Origin of the sequence: Actinoplanes sp. NPDC051851 (genome assembly GCF_040681165.1) — a bacterium.
Taxonomy (GTDB): domain Bacteria; phylum Actinomycetota; class Actinomycetes; order Mycobacteriales; family Micromonosporaceae; genus Actinoplanes.
On sequence record NZ_JBFAYF010000082.1, the window covers coordinates 1 to 15,835 of the forward strand.

Below are 15,835 nucleotides of genomic sequence, written 5' to 3' on the forward strand. Positions count from 1 at the left end.
CAGCAGTTCGGCCAGGACGTCCGGCTCCATGGCGCGTACCCGGGAATTCTGCACGCCCTGATCCGCCAGGCGGGAGAGAGTCGCCTCGATCTCCGACGGGGTTCGGGGCGATGCTGGGGTCTTGATCGACGCGGGCGATTACGGTGGCTCCGTGATGAGGACTGGAGATCGACTGGCGGCCTGGCCGGGGCGGGTCGTGACCGTGGCTGGGGTCTGGGTGTTGCTCAGTTTTCCGCTGCGGGGGTTTGCCTGGACCTGGTGGGTGGATTATGCGTTCGGGCTGGTCAATGTGCCGGCCGAGCCGAACCTGTTCATCGCGGCGGCGCTGCTGGTGTTGGGGAGTGCGCTGCGGCGGCGGTTGCGGGCGGCGTTTCTGTTGCTCCTCGTCTATCAGGTGCTCGCGACGCTGGTGGATGCCGTGCTGGCCGTGGCGGGAGTGCTCTACTGGGATGAGCTCGCCAGCACCGATCTCGATCTCAACCGGGCCGAAGTGGTGCTCACCGTGGGCAGTGTGCCGCTCGGGGTGGTCGTCACCGTGCTGCTGTGGCGGGCCCGTCGTGCGTTCCCGGCGCGGCTCGCGCACGCCTCGCGGCGGACGGCGCTCGCGGTGCTCCTCGCGGGGCTGGCGCTCTCCTGGGTGTCCGCGTTCGGCCTGACGCTGCTCTTTCCGGACACGCTGAGCGGGATGGGTGAGCGCGTCGTCTGGGCCAACCGGACGGCGCTCGGGCTGAGCGCGGCCGGGAACAGCGCCGGGCTCAACGGGCACCAGGGGCACCACTGGGAGTCGCTGGTCGCGTCGACGCTCTCCGCACTGGTGCTGCTCGGGGCGGTCAGCGTGTTCCTGCGGTCGGCACGGGCGGCGCAGTACCTCAACGCCGAGGCCGAGATACGCCTGCGGCGGCTGATCCTGGAAGGGGGCGAGCGCGACTCGCTCGGCTACTTCGCCACCCGGCGGGACAAGTCGGTGGTCTTCTCGCCGGACGGGCGGGCCGCGGTCACCTACCGGGTGGTCGCCTCGGTCAGCCTGGCCAGCGGCGACCCGATCGGGCACGTCGGGTCCTGGCCGGCTGCGATCGGCGCCTGGCTGGACGAGGCACGCGCACACGGCTGGCTGCCGGCGGTGCTCTCGGCCGGCGAGGCGGGCGCCGGTGCGTACGTGAACAGCGGTCTCAAAGCCCTGAGCATCGGGGACGAGGCGATCCTGGAGACGGGCGCGTTCGGGCTGGAGGGGCGGGCCATGAGCCCGGTCCGGCGGGCCGTGAACCGCGTGCGCGGCGCCGGATACACCGCGCAGGTGCGCAGACAGGCGAGCATCGGGGCGGAGGAGCTGACCGAACTGGATCAGCTCGCGGCGGCCTGGCGCGGGGACGACACCGAGCGCGGCTTCTCGATGGCGCTGGGACGGCTCGGCGATCCGGCGGACGGGCGCTGCGTCGTGGTCACCGCACACGATCCGGACGGCCGGGTACGCGGACTGCTCACCTTCGTGCCCTGGGGCGTGCGCGGGCTCTCGCTCGACCTGATGCGCGCCGACCGGCAGGCGGAGAACGGGCTCACCGAGTTCCTGGTCGCGGCGCTCATGGAGTCCGCCCGGGACCTGGGCGTACGCCGCGTCTCGCTGAACTTCGCCATGTTCCGCGCGATCTTCAGCTCGGCGGACAGCGTCGGCGCCGGACCGGTCACCCGGCTCAGCGACGCGGTCCTCTCCGTCGCGTCGCGGTTCTGGCAGCTGGAGTCGCTCTACCGGGCCAACGCCAAGTACCTGCCCGCCTGGGTGCCGCGCTTCCTCTGCTTCGACTCGTCGCTCGCGCTGACCCGGGCCGCGCTCGCCGCCGGGATGGCCGAGGGGTTCCTGCCGTCGCTCGCCCCGGCGATCCCCGATCCGGCGGCCGAGATGCCCGGCTTCCTCGGTGCCGTACTCGCCCAGGAGGACGAGCTGCTGCGCCCGGTCCGGCCCGAACGGCGGATCGGCGAGCAGCAGCGGGCCCGGCTGGCGAAGCTCGCGCACCTGCCCGAGGCGTATCCGGTCGGCGTGCCGCGGACGACCACCCTGGCCGCGGTGGTCGCCGCGCACGCCGGGCTGGCCGCCGGAGCCCGGACCGGCGCGCACGTCTCGGTCACCGGACGGGTCCGGGCGCTGCGTGACCTGGGCGGCGTGACCTTCGCGGTGCTGCAGGAGGGCGACACGACGCTGCAGGCGATGCTGACCGCGGACGCGACGCCGGCCGGGGCGCGCGCCCTGTGGCAGCGGAGCGTCGACCTGGGTGACCATCTCAGCGTCACCGGCGAGGTGGTCGCGTCGCGTCGTGGCGAGCTGTCCGTGCTGGTCAGTGCGTGGGTGATGGCCGCCAAGTGCCTGCGCCCGCTGCCGGACACGCACGCCGGGTTCACCGACCCCGAGGCCCGGGTCGCGCAGCGTCACCTCGACCTGCTCGTCAACCCCGACGCGATGCGGGTGCTGCGTCACCGGAGCCTGGCGGTCCGGGCTCTGCGTGAGGCTTTCCACGTACGCGGATTCGCCGAGGTGGAGACTCCGATGCTGCAGTCGGTACACGGCGGCGCCGCGGCACGGCCGTTCCGCACCCGTATCAACGCGTACGATATGGAGCTCTATCTGCGGATCGCCCCGGAGCTCTACCTGAAGCGACTCTGCGTGGCGGGCATGGAGCGGGTCTTCGAGCTGAACCGGAACTTCCGGAACGAGGGCGTCGACGCGACCCACAACCCGGAGTTCACCTCGCTGGAGGCGTACCAGGCGTACGCGGACTACACGGTGATGCGCGAGCTGACCCGGGAGCTGATCCTGGAGGTGGCGACCGCGGTGCACGGCCGGCCGGCGGCGCTGCGCGACGGTGAGTTCGTCGACCTGAGCGACCCGTGGCCGATCCTGACCGTGCACGAGGCGGTCAGCAAGGCGTCCGGCAGCACGCTGACCTCGGCCTCCACGCCCGACGAGGTGCGCGGGGTCTGCGACCGGCACGGCGTGCACGCCCCGGCCGGCGCCACCGCGGGCGAACTGGTCGTCGAGCTGTACGACGCGCTGGTCGAGAAGCAGACCACGTACCCGACGTTCTACACGGACTTCCCCCTGGAGACGTCGCCGCTGACCCGCACGCACCGGACCGACCCGCGGCTGGCCGAGCGCTGGGACCTGGTCGCGTTCGGGATGGAGCTGGGTACGGCGTACTCGGAGCTGATCGATCCGGTCGAACAGCGCGAGCGGCTCACCACACAGTCCCTGAAGGCGGCCGCCGGCGACCCGGAGGCGATGCAGCTCGACGAGGCGTTCCTGAGCGCGCTGGAGTTCGCGATGCCCCCGACCGGCGGCCTGGGCCTGGGCGTCGACCGCATCGTCATGCTGCTCACCGGCACCCCGATCCGCGCGACGCTGGCCTTCCCGTTCCACCGTCCCACACCGGTGCGCTAGTTTCGGAGCCCTGCCGGGGCCGCGGCGCGGTCCAGTGCGCGCCTCGCACCCGGCCGGGCTCCGCAAACACGGGCTAGTCCTTAGCTCGGCGGGTAGAGGGGCCGATAGGTCGTCTCGTGAGCATCGTGTCGTCGCCGCTGCGCCGTGACCCGGTGCTGATCGTGCTGGGTCTGGTGGCGCTGGGGGCGTTCACGGTCGGGGTGGCGGACACCGGTGGGCGCGTGATGGGTGCGCTGGTCTGGCCGGTTCTGGTCATGCTCTGCGGTGTCGCGGCAGTGAACGCGTACCGGATCCGGCGTAGTCCGCACGCGGTCGACAGCGACCGGTGGATGTGGGGCGCGGTCGCCGCCGGGTCGTCGATCTTCATCCTCAGCGACGCCTGGCAGTTCTCCGTCTACCTGCGGGATCCGGGAAGCACGGCGGCGGCGATCGGCGGGCCGGTGTACAGCGCGGGCATCGTGATCGGCACGGTCTGCCTGGTCTACGCGCTGCTCCGTACTCCCCTGGGCCTGGTCGACCGGCATGAACGGGTGCGGTTCCTGCTCGACGCGGCGACCGTGCTGGCGTTCGCGGCGACCCTCGGCTGCTACTTCACGGTCGCCGCCGGGGAGGCCGGGATCGCCGGGGCGGGGCGGCTGATCTCGCTGCTGTTCGGGCCCGCGCTCTACATGGTCGCGGTCTTCTCGCTGGTCAAGCTGTGGCTGATGCCGGTCAAGCCGTTCACCCCGCTGACCGGGGCGCTGCTGTCGTTCTCGGCGGCGGGCGAGGGCGCGGCCACCGGGTTCCGGCCGATGCTGGTCGCCCACGGGCACGTGCCGTGGCACCAGGGCGCGACGGTGATCGCGGTGGCCGCGCTCGCCGCCGCGGCGCGGGTCCAGCATCTGCGGATCCGGTCCGGGCGGGCGAGCCGGCCGCGGGACCGGCACCGTCCGTACAGCCTGCTGCCGTACGCCGCGGTCGGCGGCACCTTCGCGCTGCTGATCGGCGTGCTCGCGATCAACGGCTGGCGGACCGAGACGTGGATCGTGGTGGCCGGTTCGGCGCTGAGCTCGGCGCTGGTGGTGGTCCGGCAGCTGGCCGCGTTCGCCGACAACGCCCGCCTGCTCGCCATGCTCGACACCAAGGTCGCCGAACTGCACCGGTCGCTCGCCGAACGGGACCGGCTCGCCGCCGAGCTGGAGCATCTGGCGTTCCACGACGCGCTGACCGGGCTCGCCAACCGGGCGCTCTTCGAGCGGCACCTGGACGAGCAGACCGGCGCGAGGGCGGTGCTGCTGATCGACCTGGACGGGTTCAAACCGGTCAACGACACGTACGGCCACGCCACCGGCGACGCCGTGCTGGCCGCCGTGGCCCTGCGCCTGCGCGCGTTCGCGGGCCCGGACGACGTGGCGGCCCGGCTCGGCGGGGACGAGTTCGCGCTGCTCACCGCGGAGCCGCTGACCGAGGACGAGGCACGCGAGCGGGCCCGGGAGCTCGCCGCCGCGATCAGTCTGCCGATGACCGTCCGCGGTCACGACATCCGGGTCGGCGCGAGCGTCGGCGTCGCCGTCGACCACGGCGGGCGGGACGGCACGGAGCTGGTCCACGAGGCGGACGTGGCGATGTACGCCGAGAAGGCCGGCCACCGCTGATTTGTTTCGCTCGTTGACTTAATTCCGCGCACGTGCGTAGCGTGGTCAGGCATCGATACATCTCTCTTCGTGCGGGCTTCCCCACCCGCCAGCGCGGTCCCCCGCCGCGCCATCCCCCGAAGGAGTACTCGTGCGCCTGACCGCACTGATCGCCGTCCCCCTCGCCCCCATCGTCCTGCTCGGCCTCGCCGCCCAGCCCGCCGCGGCCGCCACCACGCTGACCGTCGCGTCGGACGGGTCGGCCACCTACCGCACCGTCCAGGCCGCCGTGGACGCGGTGCCGGCCGGCAATACCAGCCGCATCACGATCACCATCAAGGCCGGCACCTACCGGGAGAGCGTGGTGATCCCGTCGAACAAGCCGTACGTCACGCTCGAGGGCCTCGGCTCCACCCCGGCCGACACGGTGATCGTCAACAACAAGCCCGCCTCCACCGCCGGCACCACCGGATCCGCCACGGTCTACGTCCAGTCCACCGACTTCTACGCGAAGAACCTGACGTTCAACAACGACTACGACGAGACGGCGAACGGCTCGTCGCAGGCGCTGGCCCTGGCGCTCTACGGCGACCGGGCGCGGCTGGGCTACGTCCGGGTCACCGCCGATCAGGACACGCTGCTGATCTACAACAGCGCCCGGGCGTACGTCTGGAGCTCCTACATCGAGGGCACCGTGGACTTCATCTACGGCAACGGCAGCGCGGTCTTCTACGCCTGCCAGATCTACGAGAAGCGCAGCTCCGGCGGCTACATCACCGCGGCGAACACCCCGTCCACCCAGACGTACGGCTTCCTGATCTACAAGTCGACGGTCACCGGCGCCACCAACGATCTGACCTATCTCGGTCGCCCGTGGGGTGCCGCCGCGCAGGTCACCTACCGCGAATCGACGCTGAGCGCCACGGTCAGGGTCGCCCAGCCGTGGACCGACATGTCGGGCAACACGTGGCAGAACGCCCGCTTCTACGAATACAAGAACACCGGTGCGGGCGCCACCACGAACAGCAACCGCACCCAGCTCACCGACGCCCAGGCCGCCAACTACACCCCGGAGAAGTACCTGGCCGGTTCCGACGGCTGGAACCCCACTGCTTGAGACCCTTCTCCGGTACGCCACGGGGGCGCCCGCCGACCGACGGGCGCCCCCGCGCGACTGATCGGATAGCGTCTCCGGCATGGAACGGGACCTTCTCGCCGTACGCGAAACGATGTCTGATCTGGCCTCGAAGGCCGGGCGGCTGCAGCTGGAGCGACGCGACACGCTGCAGGTCGGAGCGCCGAAGGCGCACGTCAACGACGTGGTCTCGGACGTCGACATCGCCAGCGAGCGCCTCATCGTCGACGCGATCCGGGCGACGTGGCCGGACGACGCGATCCAGGCCGAGGAGGGCCACGGCTCCGCCGGTACGACCGGATGGAAGTGGGTGATCGACCCCCTGGACGGTACGCGCAACTACATCAGCCGGACCGGCCCGTGGTCGGTCTGCATCGCGCTGTACGAGGGCGACGAGGCGCGGGCCGCGGTCGTGCACGAGCCGGTCGCGGGCGAGACGTTCAGCGCGGTGACCGGCGGCGGCGCCTTCCTGAACGGCGAGAAGATCACCGCCTCCTCGGACACCACCCTGGAGAAGGCGCTGGTCGGCGTCAGTTTCCAGCCCAATGTGGCGACCAAGGGCCGGGCCGGCCGCATCGTCGACGCCCTGCTCCCGTCGGTCGGCGACATCCGCCGGCTGCCGGCCGCACTGAACCTGGTCTACCTGGCGGCGGGCCGCCTGGACGGCGGGTTCGCCCTGGACACGAACCTGTGGGACATCGCCGCGGGCGCCCTGATCGCCCAGGAGGCCGGCGTGACACTGGGCGGCCACGGCGACGACTTCACCACCGCACTGACGATCGGCGCCACCCCGTCTCTCTGGCCCGCCCTCTCCACCCGCATCCGCGCCGCGGACCCCTCCGCACCGGCGTCCTGACCCTGCCCCGTCCGTCGCAGGCCCTACCATCAACCTGTGGACTCTCCCACCGAATACGACGCCGGCAAGGCGGCGCTGGACGATCTGATCCGGTGGGTGGAGGGCAACGTCCGGGACGTACGCCCTCGGGAAGCCCGGCCCCCGTTTCATCATCGAGGCCAAGCGCGAGGGAGCGTACTTCGCCTACCTCGCCGCGGTCGTGGTCGGCGCACCGATCGCGGATGAGCAGTACTCGCGGCTGATCGAAGAGGTTCACACCCTGACGGACCGGGTCAGCCGGGCGGAGTACTTCCGGCTCCATCTCGACGAGCAGTGGTCACGGCTGCCGCAGGACGTGACCAGGTGGCAGTGGCCGGAGAGCAGCAAGCGGCTGGCTCAGGACATCGCCCGGGTGGGGCGCATCGCCGATCCCGAGGCGTGGCGGCACCACGAGTAGCGGGCGGGCGGCGGTGGGCGCGGTCTTCGGCGGCGTCACTGCTCGGCGAGTAGGCGGTACAGGGCCTGGCGGGCGCTCTTGACGATGGCGACGGCCTCCTCGATCGCCTGCGGGGAGGCGATCGAGGAGACCTGCTGGGCGGCGGCGCGCAGTTGGTGCATCTCGGTGCGCAGCTGGTTGTGCTCGTCCGAGTCGGACGGGAAGGAGGCGCCGAACGTGTCGACGCGGCGCTCGCTCGCGCGCTCGCGGCCCGCGTCGGTCAGCGCGAAGACCCGGCGGCCGTCGGTCTCGCTGCTCTGGACCAGGCCGGTGTCCTGGAACATCTGGAGCAGGGGGTAGATCGAGCCGGGGCTGGGGCGCCAGCTGCCGCCGCTGAACTGTTCCAGCCGGTCCATCAGCTCGTAGCCGTGTGCGGGGCCGTCGAGCAGCGCGGTGAGCACCAGGTCGGGCACCATGCCGCGGCGCATCCGGCCGCCCTCGCCGCCGCCGTGGCCGCGGTGACCTCCGTGTCGTCGCATCGTGCCATCCGGTTCAGAAGCGCTTTGAGCAGATATATCGTGACACTATCAGGCCGGTCAGCCGACCTTGACCGAGAGCTCGGTCGATCCCTTGATCGGTAGCGCCAGCGAGCGGAAGCCACGGGACGGGTCGCGCACCAGATCGAGGTAGTCCGGCTCGGCGTTGTCGTTGAGCACCAGCGCGCCGGGGCGCAGCTGCGGGATCAGCACCTCCATCACCTGGCGGGCCAGCGACGGGCCGTCACCGACCGGGAAGCCGTCGATCAGCGCGAAGTCCACCGGGCCACCGACGTCCCGCAGGGTCTCGCGGGCGTCGCCGAGCCGGATGTCGGCGAAGGCGGCCAGGCCCGCGTCGGCCAGGTTGCGGCGGGCGGTCTCGACCTTCTCCGGTACGATCTCCGCGCCGATCACGGTGCCGCCGCCGTTGTCGCGGACCGCGGCGGCGAAGTAGATCGCCGAGACGCCCATCGAGGTGGCGAAGTCGACCACCCGGGTCGCGCCGATCGCCCGGCACAGCAGGTAGATCAGGTCACCCTGCTCGGGCCGGATCGCCAGCGCCTGGTGCACCCGCTGGAACGGGTCGGGGGCGCCCCCACCGCGGCGTCCGCCACCGGGACGGCCGCCCGGCCCGCCGCCGGGACCACCTCCGGGACGGCCGCCGGGGCCGCCGCCCCGGCTCTCGTGCAGCCGGTCGAGGACCTCGCGGGCCCGCGGGTCGGTCAGTGGGCTCGGGTAGTCGAGCGTGGGAAACATCAGTCCTCCCCGTGGTCGTGGTCGGGATGGTCGGCGACGCCGAGACGCCAGTAGCCGCGGGTCACCAGCGATTCGCGCGGGACCCCGCCGTCGAGCAACCGGCGGCGGATCCGGCGCATCGCGGACGCCTCGCAGGCGACCCAGGCCTGGGTGCCGCCGGTGATCGTGGCGCTCGCGGCCGCGTCGTACAGCTCCTCGCCGAAGGCATCCGGGCTCCGCCGGTGGTGCCAGCTCACCGTGAGGTCGGCCCTGCTGCTCAGCGGGATCTCGTCGTCGGGCCCGTCCACCTCGAGGTGCACCCGGGCGCTCGCGGCCCAGGGCAGGGCGTCGAGCAGGGTGGCGACGGCCGGCAGGGCGCTCTCGTCCCCGGCGATCCACCAGCGGGGCGCGTCCAGGTCGGCGCCGAACCGCCCGCCGGGCCCGCCCAGGGCCAGCGTGGCGCCGGGTACGGCCCGCTCGGCCCAGGCCGAGGCGGGTCCCTCGCCGTGCAGCACGAACTGCACCTCCAGGGTGCCGGTGGCCGGGTCGTAGGCCCGCGGGGTGTAGGTGCGCACGGTCGGCCGCGCGGCGCCCTCCGGCCAGACCCGGCCACCCTCGGGGGTGACCGTCGGCAGCACCGGCGCGTCCTGACCGGGCGCCGGCAGGAAGAGCTTGATGTGCGCGGTCGGCGCCGCGTCCCGGAAGCGGCTCAGGTCGCCGCCCCCGAGGTGCACCGAGACCAGCCGCGGGGTGACCCGCTCGACCCGGACGACCTCGACCGTCTGGGGCGGCGGACGCCGACGGCCCCCGCCCGGACCACCACGGCCCTGGATGTCACTCATGCGGCGCTCTCCTCCGCTGCTCGCTAACCTGCATCATCACACGCTCACGATATATCGCGATAGCGTCGACGACAACCGAGCGGATCTTCACGGAAGCGCGACAGGGCCCGGTCTGCCGGAGCGCGGCACGGCCCGGCGACACAGCGACACAGCGACACAGCGGCACAGCGGCACAGCGGCACAGCGGCACAGCGGCACAGCGGCCCGGCGACACGGCGACACGGCGACACGGCGACACGGCGACACGGCGACACGGCGACACGGCAGCCCGGCGACACAGCGACTGCCGGGGCTGGAACGCAGGCGCTACCTCACGGCGCCGCAGCGGCGCTGATCAGCGCGCGGATCTCCTCGACGACCAGGGCGGGCCGGTCCAGCATGACGTTGTGGCCGGATTCCTCGGCGACGACCAGGCGGCCGTGCGGCAGGGCGGCGGCCGAGGCGGTGTGCGCGGCCCGCAGGACGCCGCCGCCCGCCGAGACGATCGTGACCGGGCGGGTGCCGGGGTCCGGGGGTGCGGCGCGCAGTTCGGCGAGCCCGGGCAGGAAGTGACGGACCTCGTCGTGGAGTGCCCGGGCGCCTCGGCGGCCGAAGTTCTCGGTGCGGAACTGGGTGAAGAGCGGCTCGGGCAGCGCGGCGCCGATCCGGGCCGCGAGCCGATAGAGACCGACCCCGGCGAGGGTACGTGTCAGGGGGCCCGCCACCGCCATACGACGACGCGTACCGGGAAGGAAGAAGTCGTCGCCGTGCTCGTCGGAGGGATCGACGAGGAGCAGAGCGCGAATGTCGGACTTTCCCCGTGCCGCGGCGAGGCGGACGATCGGGCCGCCCCAGCTCTGCCCGACCAGGACGAACGGGCCGGGCAGCGACGACAGCAGCGCGTCCAGATCGCCGGCAAGCCGATCCAGCGTGCGCGGGCGTGGGCCGTCGTCGCTGCCCCCGATGCCCGCCCGGTCGTAGACGACGGTACGGGCATCGCGGGCCACGAGGGGGGCGACCAGCCCCCAGCACACCCCCGACATGCCGAGCCCTGCCTCGAAGACCACCGTGACCTCCCCCGAACCCGCGGAACGCAGGTGCAGGCGACGGCCGTCAGCGGTGGTGACGAAGCGGGACTCGCCGAGGGGGTGCGCCGGAGCCATCAGAGCTTCTTGGCGGCGGCGAGTTCGGTCGCGAGCTCGTTGTAGATCTTCGCGTACGACTGGTAGGAGTACGGCGCGGCCGCGTACCAGTTGTAGACCTGACCGGCCTTGACCGCGGGCAGGTTCGCCCAGGTGGCGACCTTGGCGAGGGCGGCCTTCTGGTCGTCGTAGGTGCGCGCGTCGACCAGGATCACGTCGGCGTCGGCGTACTGCGGGGCCTTCTCCCAGCTCTCCTGCGCGAAGACCTCCTTCTTCGGGTTCTCCGGGGAGATCATGTCCAGGCCCTGGGCCTTCAGGGTGTTGCCCTCGGGCAGGTAGTCCGGGTCGGCCACGTAGAGGCTGTCGGTGCTCGGGGACATCACCGCGACCTTCAGGCCGGACGTCTTCGCGACCTCGCTGACCTCCTTGAGCGCCGCGTCGTAGTCGGCCTTCGCGCTGGTCACCGTCGCGCTGCCGGTGTCCGCGCCGAGCTTGCCGGCCAGGTCCACGAAGGTCTGGATGGCGGCGTCGGTGGTGTCGTAGTCACCGGGCACCGCGACCGACGGCGCGAGGGCGAGGATCTTCTCGGACTGGGCGGCCGGCACGTACCAGAGCGCCGTGGCGTCGTACGTGAAGTCGACCAGCAGCTCCGGGTTCATCAGCGCGTACTTCTCGGTGTCGAACTCGCCGTAGGTGCTGCCGATCACCTGGATCTTGGTGAGGTCCAGCGAACCCGCCTGGTAGCTGAGCTTCCCGGCCGCGTCCGGCTTCAGTTCGCCGTACGCCCCGGCGACCTGGTAGCCGGCGTCGAGGAGGGCGGCCGCGACGCTGCTCTGCGCGACCACCGTCGTCGGGGTGGTCGCCAGCGACACGGTCGTACCGCGGGCGTCCTTGTACTCGAACGGGCCGGCCGGCGCGGCGCTGGCGGCGCTGCCGCTGTCGGCGGCCTCGGTACCGCCGCCGCAGGCGACCAGGGTGAGCGAGGTGGCGACGGCGACGGCCGCACCGGCGACGCGGATGAATCGGGTGTTCACGGTTTCCTCTCCAGGGTGAATCGTGGGATGACCAGGGGGGTCTGTGATTCGGGGTCGGTGATGACGCGGCACGGCAGGCCGAAGACCTTCTCGATCAGCTCGGGCGTGATGATCGAGCGCGGGTCGCCCTCGGCGACGATGGCGCCGTCCTTCATCGCCACCAGGTGGGTGGCGTAGCGGGCGGCGAGGTTCAGGTCGTGCAGCACCGCGACGAGCGTGGCGTTCCTTTCGGTACGCAGCCGCGCACAGAGATCCAGCATCTCGATCTGGTGGGCGATGTCCAGATAGGTGGTGGGCTCGTCGAGCAGGAGGATGTCGGTCTCCTGGGCGAGCGCCATCGCCAGCCAGACCCGCTGCCGCTGCCCGCCGGAGAGCTCGTCGAACGCCCGCCCGGCCAGCTCGGCGGTGCCGGTCAGCTCCAGCGCGGCGGTGACCGCGGCCTGGTCGGCCGGCGACCACTGGCGCAGCAGCGACTGGTGCGGGTACCGGCCCCGCGCGACCAGGTCGGCGACGCTGATCGCGTCCGGGGCGGCCTGCGACTGCGGGAGCAGCCCGAGCCGGCGGGCGACCTCCTTGGACGGCTGGTCGTGGATCGCCTTCCCGTCGAGCAGGACCGTGCCGCCCTGGGGTTTGAGCAGCCGGGCGAGGCCGCGCAGCAGGGTGGACTTGCCGCTGCCGTTCGCGCCGACGATGGCCGTGAACGAGCCGTCCGGCACGGTCAGGTCCAGGTCGTGCACGATGCGCTTGCCGTCGTACCCGAGCGCGACGTGGTCCGCTCTCAAACGCGCGGTCATGCCCGTCCCTTCTTCCATTCGCGGCCCAGCAGCCATGCGAGGTAGGCGCCTCCGACGAGGCCGGTGAGCACGCCGACCGGGAGCTGCCGGGGCTGGAACGCCTCGCGGGCGGCCAGGTCGGCGAGGACCAGCAGCACCGCGCCGGTCAGCCCGGAGGCGATCAGATTCGGTCCCGGAGCCCCGGTGAGCCGGCGGGCGATCTGCGGCGCGGTGAGCGCGATGAACTGGATAGGCCCGGCCACCGCGACCGCGCCGGAGGCCAGCAGGACGCCGGTGGCCACGGCGAGCAGGCGGGTCCGCCCGGCGGAGAGCCCGAGGCTCATCGAGCGCTCGTCGGAGAACTCGCTCATGGTCAGCGGCCGGTAGAGCGCCAGGCACATCGTCAGCCCGGCGACCAGGACGCCACCCATCAGCCGGGCGTCGCTCCAGTCCCGGCCGACCAGGTTGCCGACCAGCCACGCCGAGGCGCTCTGCGCGTCGTAGAGCTGGGCGCGCACGATCAGCAGCGAGTTCAGCGAGTTCAGGGCCGCGCCCGCGCCGATGCCGACCAGCACCAGCCGCAGCGGGGAGACGCCGTGGTGCGCGGAGAGCAGGAAGACCAGGGCCGCGGTGACCGCACCACCGGCCACCGCGCCGATCGAGGTCGCGGTGACGCCGCCGTTCAGCAGGAGCAGCACCACGAGCGCGCCGGTGGACGCGCCGGTGCCGAAGCCGACCACGTCCGGGCTGCCCAGCGGGTTCCGGGTGACCGACTGGAAGATCGCCCCGGCGACGCCGAACGCGATGCCGACCAGGGCACCGGTGACCGCCCGGGGCAGGCGCAGCTCGCCGACGATCAGGTTCTCGGCGGGGGTGCCGTCACCGAGCACCGCGGCGACCACCCGGGACATCGGGAAGGCGTTGACGCCGGCGGCGAGCGTGACGATCAGGGCCGCGACCAGCACGACGGCGAGGGCCAGGCAGACCAGGACCGTTCTGTGGCGTACGCGCAGGGAGAAGCGCCCGGCGGCCAGTACCGCGACGCCGCTCATGAGACGGCCGTCAACGTGCGGCGGCGGACGAGGGCGATGAAGACCGGGGCGCCGAGGATCGCGGTGACCGCGCCGGCCTCGATCTCGGCGCCGCTGGACACGACCCGGCCGAGGGTGTCACAGAGGACCAGGAACGCGGCGGCGAGCAGCATGGACAGTGGCACGATCCGGCGCTGGTCGGCGCCGGCCACCAACCGCGCGACGTGCGGCATGGCGAGCCCGACGAAGACGATCGGCCCGGCGACCGAGGTGGCGGCGCCGCAGAGCAGGGTGATCGCGACGGCGGTGACGATCCGCGCCCGGCCGAGACCGAGACCGAGCGCCTTCGAGGTGTCGTCGCCGAACGCCATCGCGTTCAGCGCCGGCGTCACCACCAGCGCGAGCAGCACGCCGAGGACGATCAGCGGCAGCGCGATCAGCAGCCGGTCGTAGCCGCGGTTGACGACCGAGCCGACCACCCAGAACCGCAGCGCGTCGTAGCTCTCCTGGTCGCTCATCGCGATCGCGTTGATGTAGGAGTAGAGCACCGCGGTGAGGGCCGCCCCGGCGAGCGCGAGGCGGGCCGGGGTCGCCGCCGCGCGGGAACCGCTGCCGAGCAGGTAGACCACGACCGACCCGGCGGCCGCGCCGGCCAGGCCGAGACCGGTCTGCGCGAATCCGTTGCTGATGCCGAAGAACGCGAACCCGGTCACCACGGCGGCGGCCGCACCGGCGTTCACCCCGAGCAGTCCCGGGTCGGCGAGCGGGTTGCGGGTGAGGGCCTGCATGAGCGCGCCGGCGCCGCCGAACGCGATCCCGGCGACGAGGCCGATGACCGTACGCTCGAGCCGGAGCCCGCGCACGATGTCGGCGGCGTCGCCGGTGGCACTGGGCATCAGCGCGCGGACGACGTCCACCGGTGAGATCGCCTGCCGGCCCACCATCAGGCTCAGCACCACGACCCCGCCGACGACGCCCACCGCCACGGCGAAGACACCGAGTCTTCCGATGGTCTTGGGTTGCACGCAGGTAAGGTAAGGCTAAGTTAACTACCCTGTCCATGCGATGTGCCGCGCGTCCCGTTCGTGCCGCGACGCTCCCCGAACGACGGCGCGACGACGGTCGATGTTCACCGATACGCGAGCGGCGCCATGGCGGGGACGGCGGGGACGGCGGGGACCGCGACGTCCGGCACCGCCGGGTCCGGCGTGGACGAGCAGGCGACGAAGATCCCGAGGACGAAGCCGATCAGGACACAGAGGGCGGCCAGCCTGGCCACCGAGGAGAGGTCCGCCCAGATCTTCATCGTTCACCCCTTCGAGACGCCGGAAACACACCCGTACCCCGATCGTCAGGTGTAGGTTGGCAATTGCCAATCCAGGATTGCCAACCTGGCATTGACAGTCTTCGTGCCATCTGAAACGGAGGTGATCCATGTCCGGCGATCCCGGGCCCATGGTCCGCCGCCGGCAGCTCGGCGCGCTCCTGCAGCGGTACCGTTCCGCGGCGGGCCTGTCGGTCAAGGAGGCCGCGGAACAGATCTTCGAGCCCTCCTCGAAGATCACCCGCATCGAGAAGGCACAGCGCCCGGCGAGCGTGCGCGACATCGTCGACCTGTGCCGCCTCTACGGCCTGCCGGACGAGACCAAGGACCAGCTGATCGAGCTGGCCCGGGGAACCCGGGAACGGCAGTGGTGGCAACGGTCCGGCATCAGCCCCGCCCTGCAGAGCCTGATCGGCATGGAGGGAGCGGCCACCTCGATCAGCGAATTCGCGCTGGCGGCAGTGCCTGGGCTCCTGCAGACCGAGGCCTACGCTGACGCGATGGTGCAGGAGTGGCTGCCCGACACGCAGAAACGGCGGGACGCCGTCGCCGTCCGACTGAGACGGCAGACGATCCTCGGACTGCCCGAACCTCCGGCCGTTCACATACTCCTCGACGAGGGCGTCGTGCGGCATGTCGTCGGCGGACCGCACGTCATGCGGGAACAGCTGCGGCACATCGAAGAACTGGCCTCGGTGGGACCGATCGACCTGCGGGTCGTTCCGTTCAGCGCCGGCGCGCACAGGGGGATGAACAACAGCTTCACGGTTCTCGAGTTCGGCGGACTCACCGCGCTCGCCGACGCGAACCCCCTTCCCGGCGTCGTCTTCCTCGAGTCGGCCGACAGCGACAGGTACCTCGACACGAGCGACGACGCCGCCTTCCACCTCTCCTGTTTCCAGCGCCTTCAGGCGAAGGCGCTCAGCACCGAAGAGTCCATCAACCTCGTCCGGACCGCGGCCGAGAATCTCTGACGCCGGGTCCGGGCATCTT

The 15,835-nt window shown here is 72.1% G+C and carries 15 protein-coding genes; 6 read left to right on the plus strand and 9 right to left on the minus strand.

Annotation, left to right across the window (positions count from 1 at the left end):
• Nucleotides 1-154 precede the first annotated feature (154 nt).
• The 5 genes from lysX to AB0M08_RS42380 all read left to right on the plus strand — a co-directional run bounded on the left by lysX (nt 155) and on the right by AB0M08_RS42380 (nt 7,467).
• Nucleotides 155-3,427 (plus strand): bifunctional lysylphosphatidylglycerol synthetase/lysine--tRNA ligase LysX, encoded by a 3,273-nt coding sequence (gene lysX / locus AB0M08_RS42360; RefSeq protein ID WP_364506340.1) that lies wholly within the window; start codon nt 155-157, stop codon nt 3,425-3,427.
• Between the two features lie 116 nt (nt 3,428-3,543).
• On the plus strand, nt 3,544-5,061 hold the full coding sequence (locus tag AB0M08_RS42365) for a GGDEF domain-containing protein (protein WP_364506343.1): 1,518 nt from the start codon (nt 3,544-3,546) through the stop codon (nt 5,059-5,061).
• A 130-nt stretch (nt 5,062-5,191) separates the two neighbouring features.
• Nucleotides 5,192-6,157, plus strand: coding sequence for a pectinesterase family protein (locus AB0M08_RS42370; RefSeq protein WP_364506346.1), 966 nt, complete (start codon nt 5,192-5,194; stop codon nt 6,155-6,157).
• 79 nt (nt 6,158-6,236) lie between these two features.
• Entirely contained in the window at nt 6,237-7,031 is a 795-nt protein-coding gene (locus AB0M08_RS42375) for an inositol monophosphatase family protein (protein WP_364506348.1), read from the plus strand.
• A 199-nt stretch (nt 7,032-7,230) separates the two neighbouring features.
• Nucleotides 7,231-7,467 (plus strand): hypothetical protein, encoded by a 237-nt coding sequence (locus tag AB0M08_RS42380; RefSeq protein WP_364506351.1) that lies wholly within the window; start codon nt 7,231-7,233, stop codon nt 7,465-7,467.
• 35 nt (nt 7,468-7,502) lie between these two features.
• Here the strand turns inward: AB0M08_RS42380 and AB0M08_RS42385 are convergent, their stop codons facing one another.
• The 9 genes from AB0M08_RS42385 to AB0M08_RS42425 all read right to left on the minus strand — a co-directional run bounded on the left by AB0M08_RS42385 (nt 7,503) and on the right by AB0M08_RS42425 (nt 14,824).
• The gene (locus AB0M08_RS42385; protein ID WP_364506354.1) at nt 7,503-7,985 is read right to left on the minus strand and encodes a PadR family transcriptional regulator; all 483 of its coding nucleotides are present in this window, start codon (nt 7,983-7,985) and stop codon (nt 7,503-7,505) included.
• A gap of 57 nt (nt 7,986-8,042) precedes the next feature.
• Nucleotides 8,043-8,738: a class I SAM-dependent methyltransferase gene (locus AB0M08_RS42390; protein WP_364506357.1), complete on the minus strand. Its 696-nt coding sequence runs from the start codon at nt 8,736-8,738 to the stop codon at nt 8,043-8,045.
• Nucleotides 8,738-9,559, minus strand: coding sequence for a siderophore-interacting protein (locus tag AB0M08_RS42395; RefSeq protein WP_364506360.1), 822 nt, complete (start codon nt 9,557-9,559; stop codon nt 8,738-8,740). The genes AB0M08_RS42390 and AB0M08_RS42395 overlap by 1 nt, the downstream gene beginning before the upstream one ends.
• A 311-nt stretch (nt 9,560-9,870) precedes the next feature.
• Nucleotides 9,871-10,701 carry an alpha/beta fold hydrolase gene (locus AB0M08_RS42400; RefSeq protein ID WP_364506363.1) on the minus strand — a complete coding sequence of 277 codons (831 nt, stop codon included), beginning with the start codon at nt 10,699-10,701 and terminating at the stop codon, nt 9,871-9,873.
• Entirely contained in the window at nt 10,701-11,714 is a 1,014-nt protein-coding gene (locus tag AB0M08_RS42405; RefSeq protein WP_364506366.1) for an ABC transporter substrate-binding protein, read from the minus strand. The genes AB0M08_RS42400 and AB0M08_RS42405 overlap by 1 nt, the downstream gene beginning before the upstream one ends.
• Nucleotides 11,711-12,508 (minus strand): ABC transporter ATP-binding protein, encoded by a 798-nt coding sequence (locus AB0M08_RS42410; protein ID WP_364506369.1) that lies wholly within the window; start codon nt 12,506-12,508, stop codon nt 11,711-11,713. Before AB0M08_RS42410 ends, AB0M08_RS42405 begins: the two co-directional genes overlap by 4 nt.
• Nucleotides 12,505-13,539, minus strand: a complete 1,035-nt coding sequence (locus AB0M08_RS42415; protein WP_364506371.1) for an iron chelate uptake ABC transporter family permease subunit — start codon at nt 13,537-13,539, stop codon at nt 12,505-12,507. The genes AB0M08_RS42410 and AB0M08_RS42415 overlap by 4 nt, the downstream gene beginning before the upstream one ends.
• Complete coding sequence (locus AB0M08_RS42420; protein ID WP_364506374.1) at nt 13,536-14,543, minus strand: iron ABC transporter permease; 1,008 nt, start codon at nt 14,541-14,543, stop codon at nt 13,536-13,538. Before AB0M08_RS42420 ends, AB0M08_RS42415 begins: the two co-directional genes overlap by 4 nt.
• A 104-nt stretch (nt 14,544-14,647) precedes the next feature.
• Nucleotides 14,648-14,824, minus strand: coding sequence for a hypothetical protein (locus AB0M08_RS42425; RefSeq protein WP_364506377.1), 177 nt, complete (start codon nt 14,822-14,824; stop codon nt 14,648-14,650).
• A gap of 128 nt (nt 14,825-14,952) precedes the next feature.
• On the opposite strand from AB0M08_RS42425, the gene AB0M08_RS42430 reads away from it, so the two are divergent.
• The gene (locus tag AB0M08_RS42430) at nt 14,953-15,816 is read left to right on the plus strand and encodes a helix-turn-helix transcriptional regulator (RefSeq protein ID WP_364506380.1); all 864 of its coding nucleotides are present in this window, start codon (nt 14,953-14,955) and stop codon (nt 15,814-15,816) included.
• Nucleotides 15,817-15,835: the final 19 nt, after the last annotated feature.

Bases quoted from the DNA above. Each gene is read 5' to 3' on its own strand.
- AB0M08_RS42410 (WP_364506369.1), bottom strand. From the start codon at position 12,508: ATGACCGCGCGTTTGAGAGCGGACCACGTCGCGCTCGGGTACGACGGC.
- AB0M08_RS42415 (WP_364506371.1), bottom strand. From the start codon at position 13,539: ATGAGCGGCGTCGCGGTACTGGCCGCCGGGCGCTTCTCCCTGCGCGTA.
- AB0M08_RS42375 (WP_364506348.1), top strand. From the start codon at position 6,237: ATGGAACGGGACCTTCTCGCCGTACGCGAAACGATGTCTGATCTGGCC.
- AB0M08_RS42390 (WP_364506357.1), bottom strand. From the start codon at position 8,738: ATGTTTCCCACGCTCGACTACCCGAGCCCACTGACCGACCCGCGGGCC.
- AB0M08_RS42395 (WP_364506360.1), bottom strand. From the start codon at position 9,559: ATGAGTGACATCCAGGGCCGTGGTGGTCCGGGCGGGGGCCGTCGGCGT.
- AB0M08_RS42425 (WP_364506377.1), bottom strand. From the start codon at position 14,824: ATGAAGATCTGGGCGGACCTCTCCTCGGTGGCCAGGCTGGCCGCCCTC.
- AB0M08_RS42430 (WP_364506380.1), top strand. From the start codon at position 14,953: ATGTCCGGCGATCCCGGGCCCATGGTCCGCCGCCGGCAGCTCGGCGCG.
- AB0M08_RS42400 (WP_364506363.1), bottom strand. From the start codon at position 10,701: ATGGCTCCGGCGCACCCCCTCGGCGAGTCCCGCTTCGTCACCACCGCT.
- AB0M08_RS42385 (WP_364506354.1), bottom strand. From the start codon at position 7,985: ATGCGACGACACGGAGGTCACCGCGGCCACGGCGGCGGCGAGGGCGGC.
- lysX (WP_364506340.1), top strand. From the start codon at position 155: ATGAGGACTGGAGATCGACTGGCGGCCTGGCCGGGGCGGGTCGTGACC.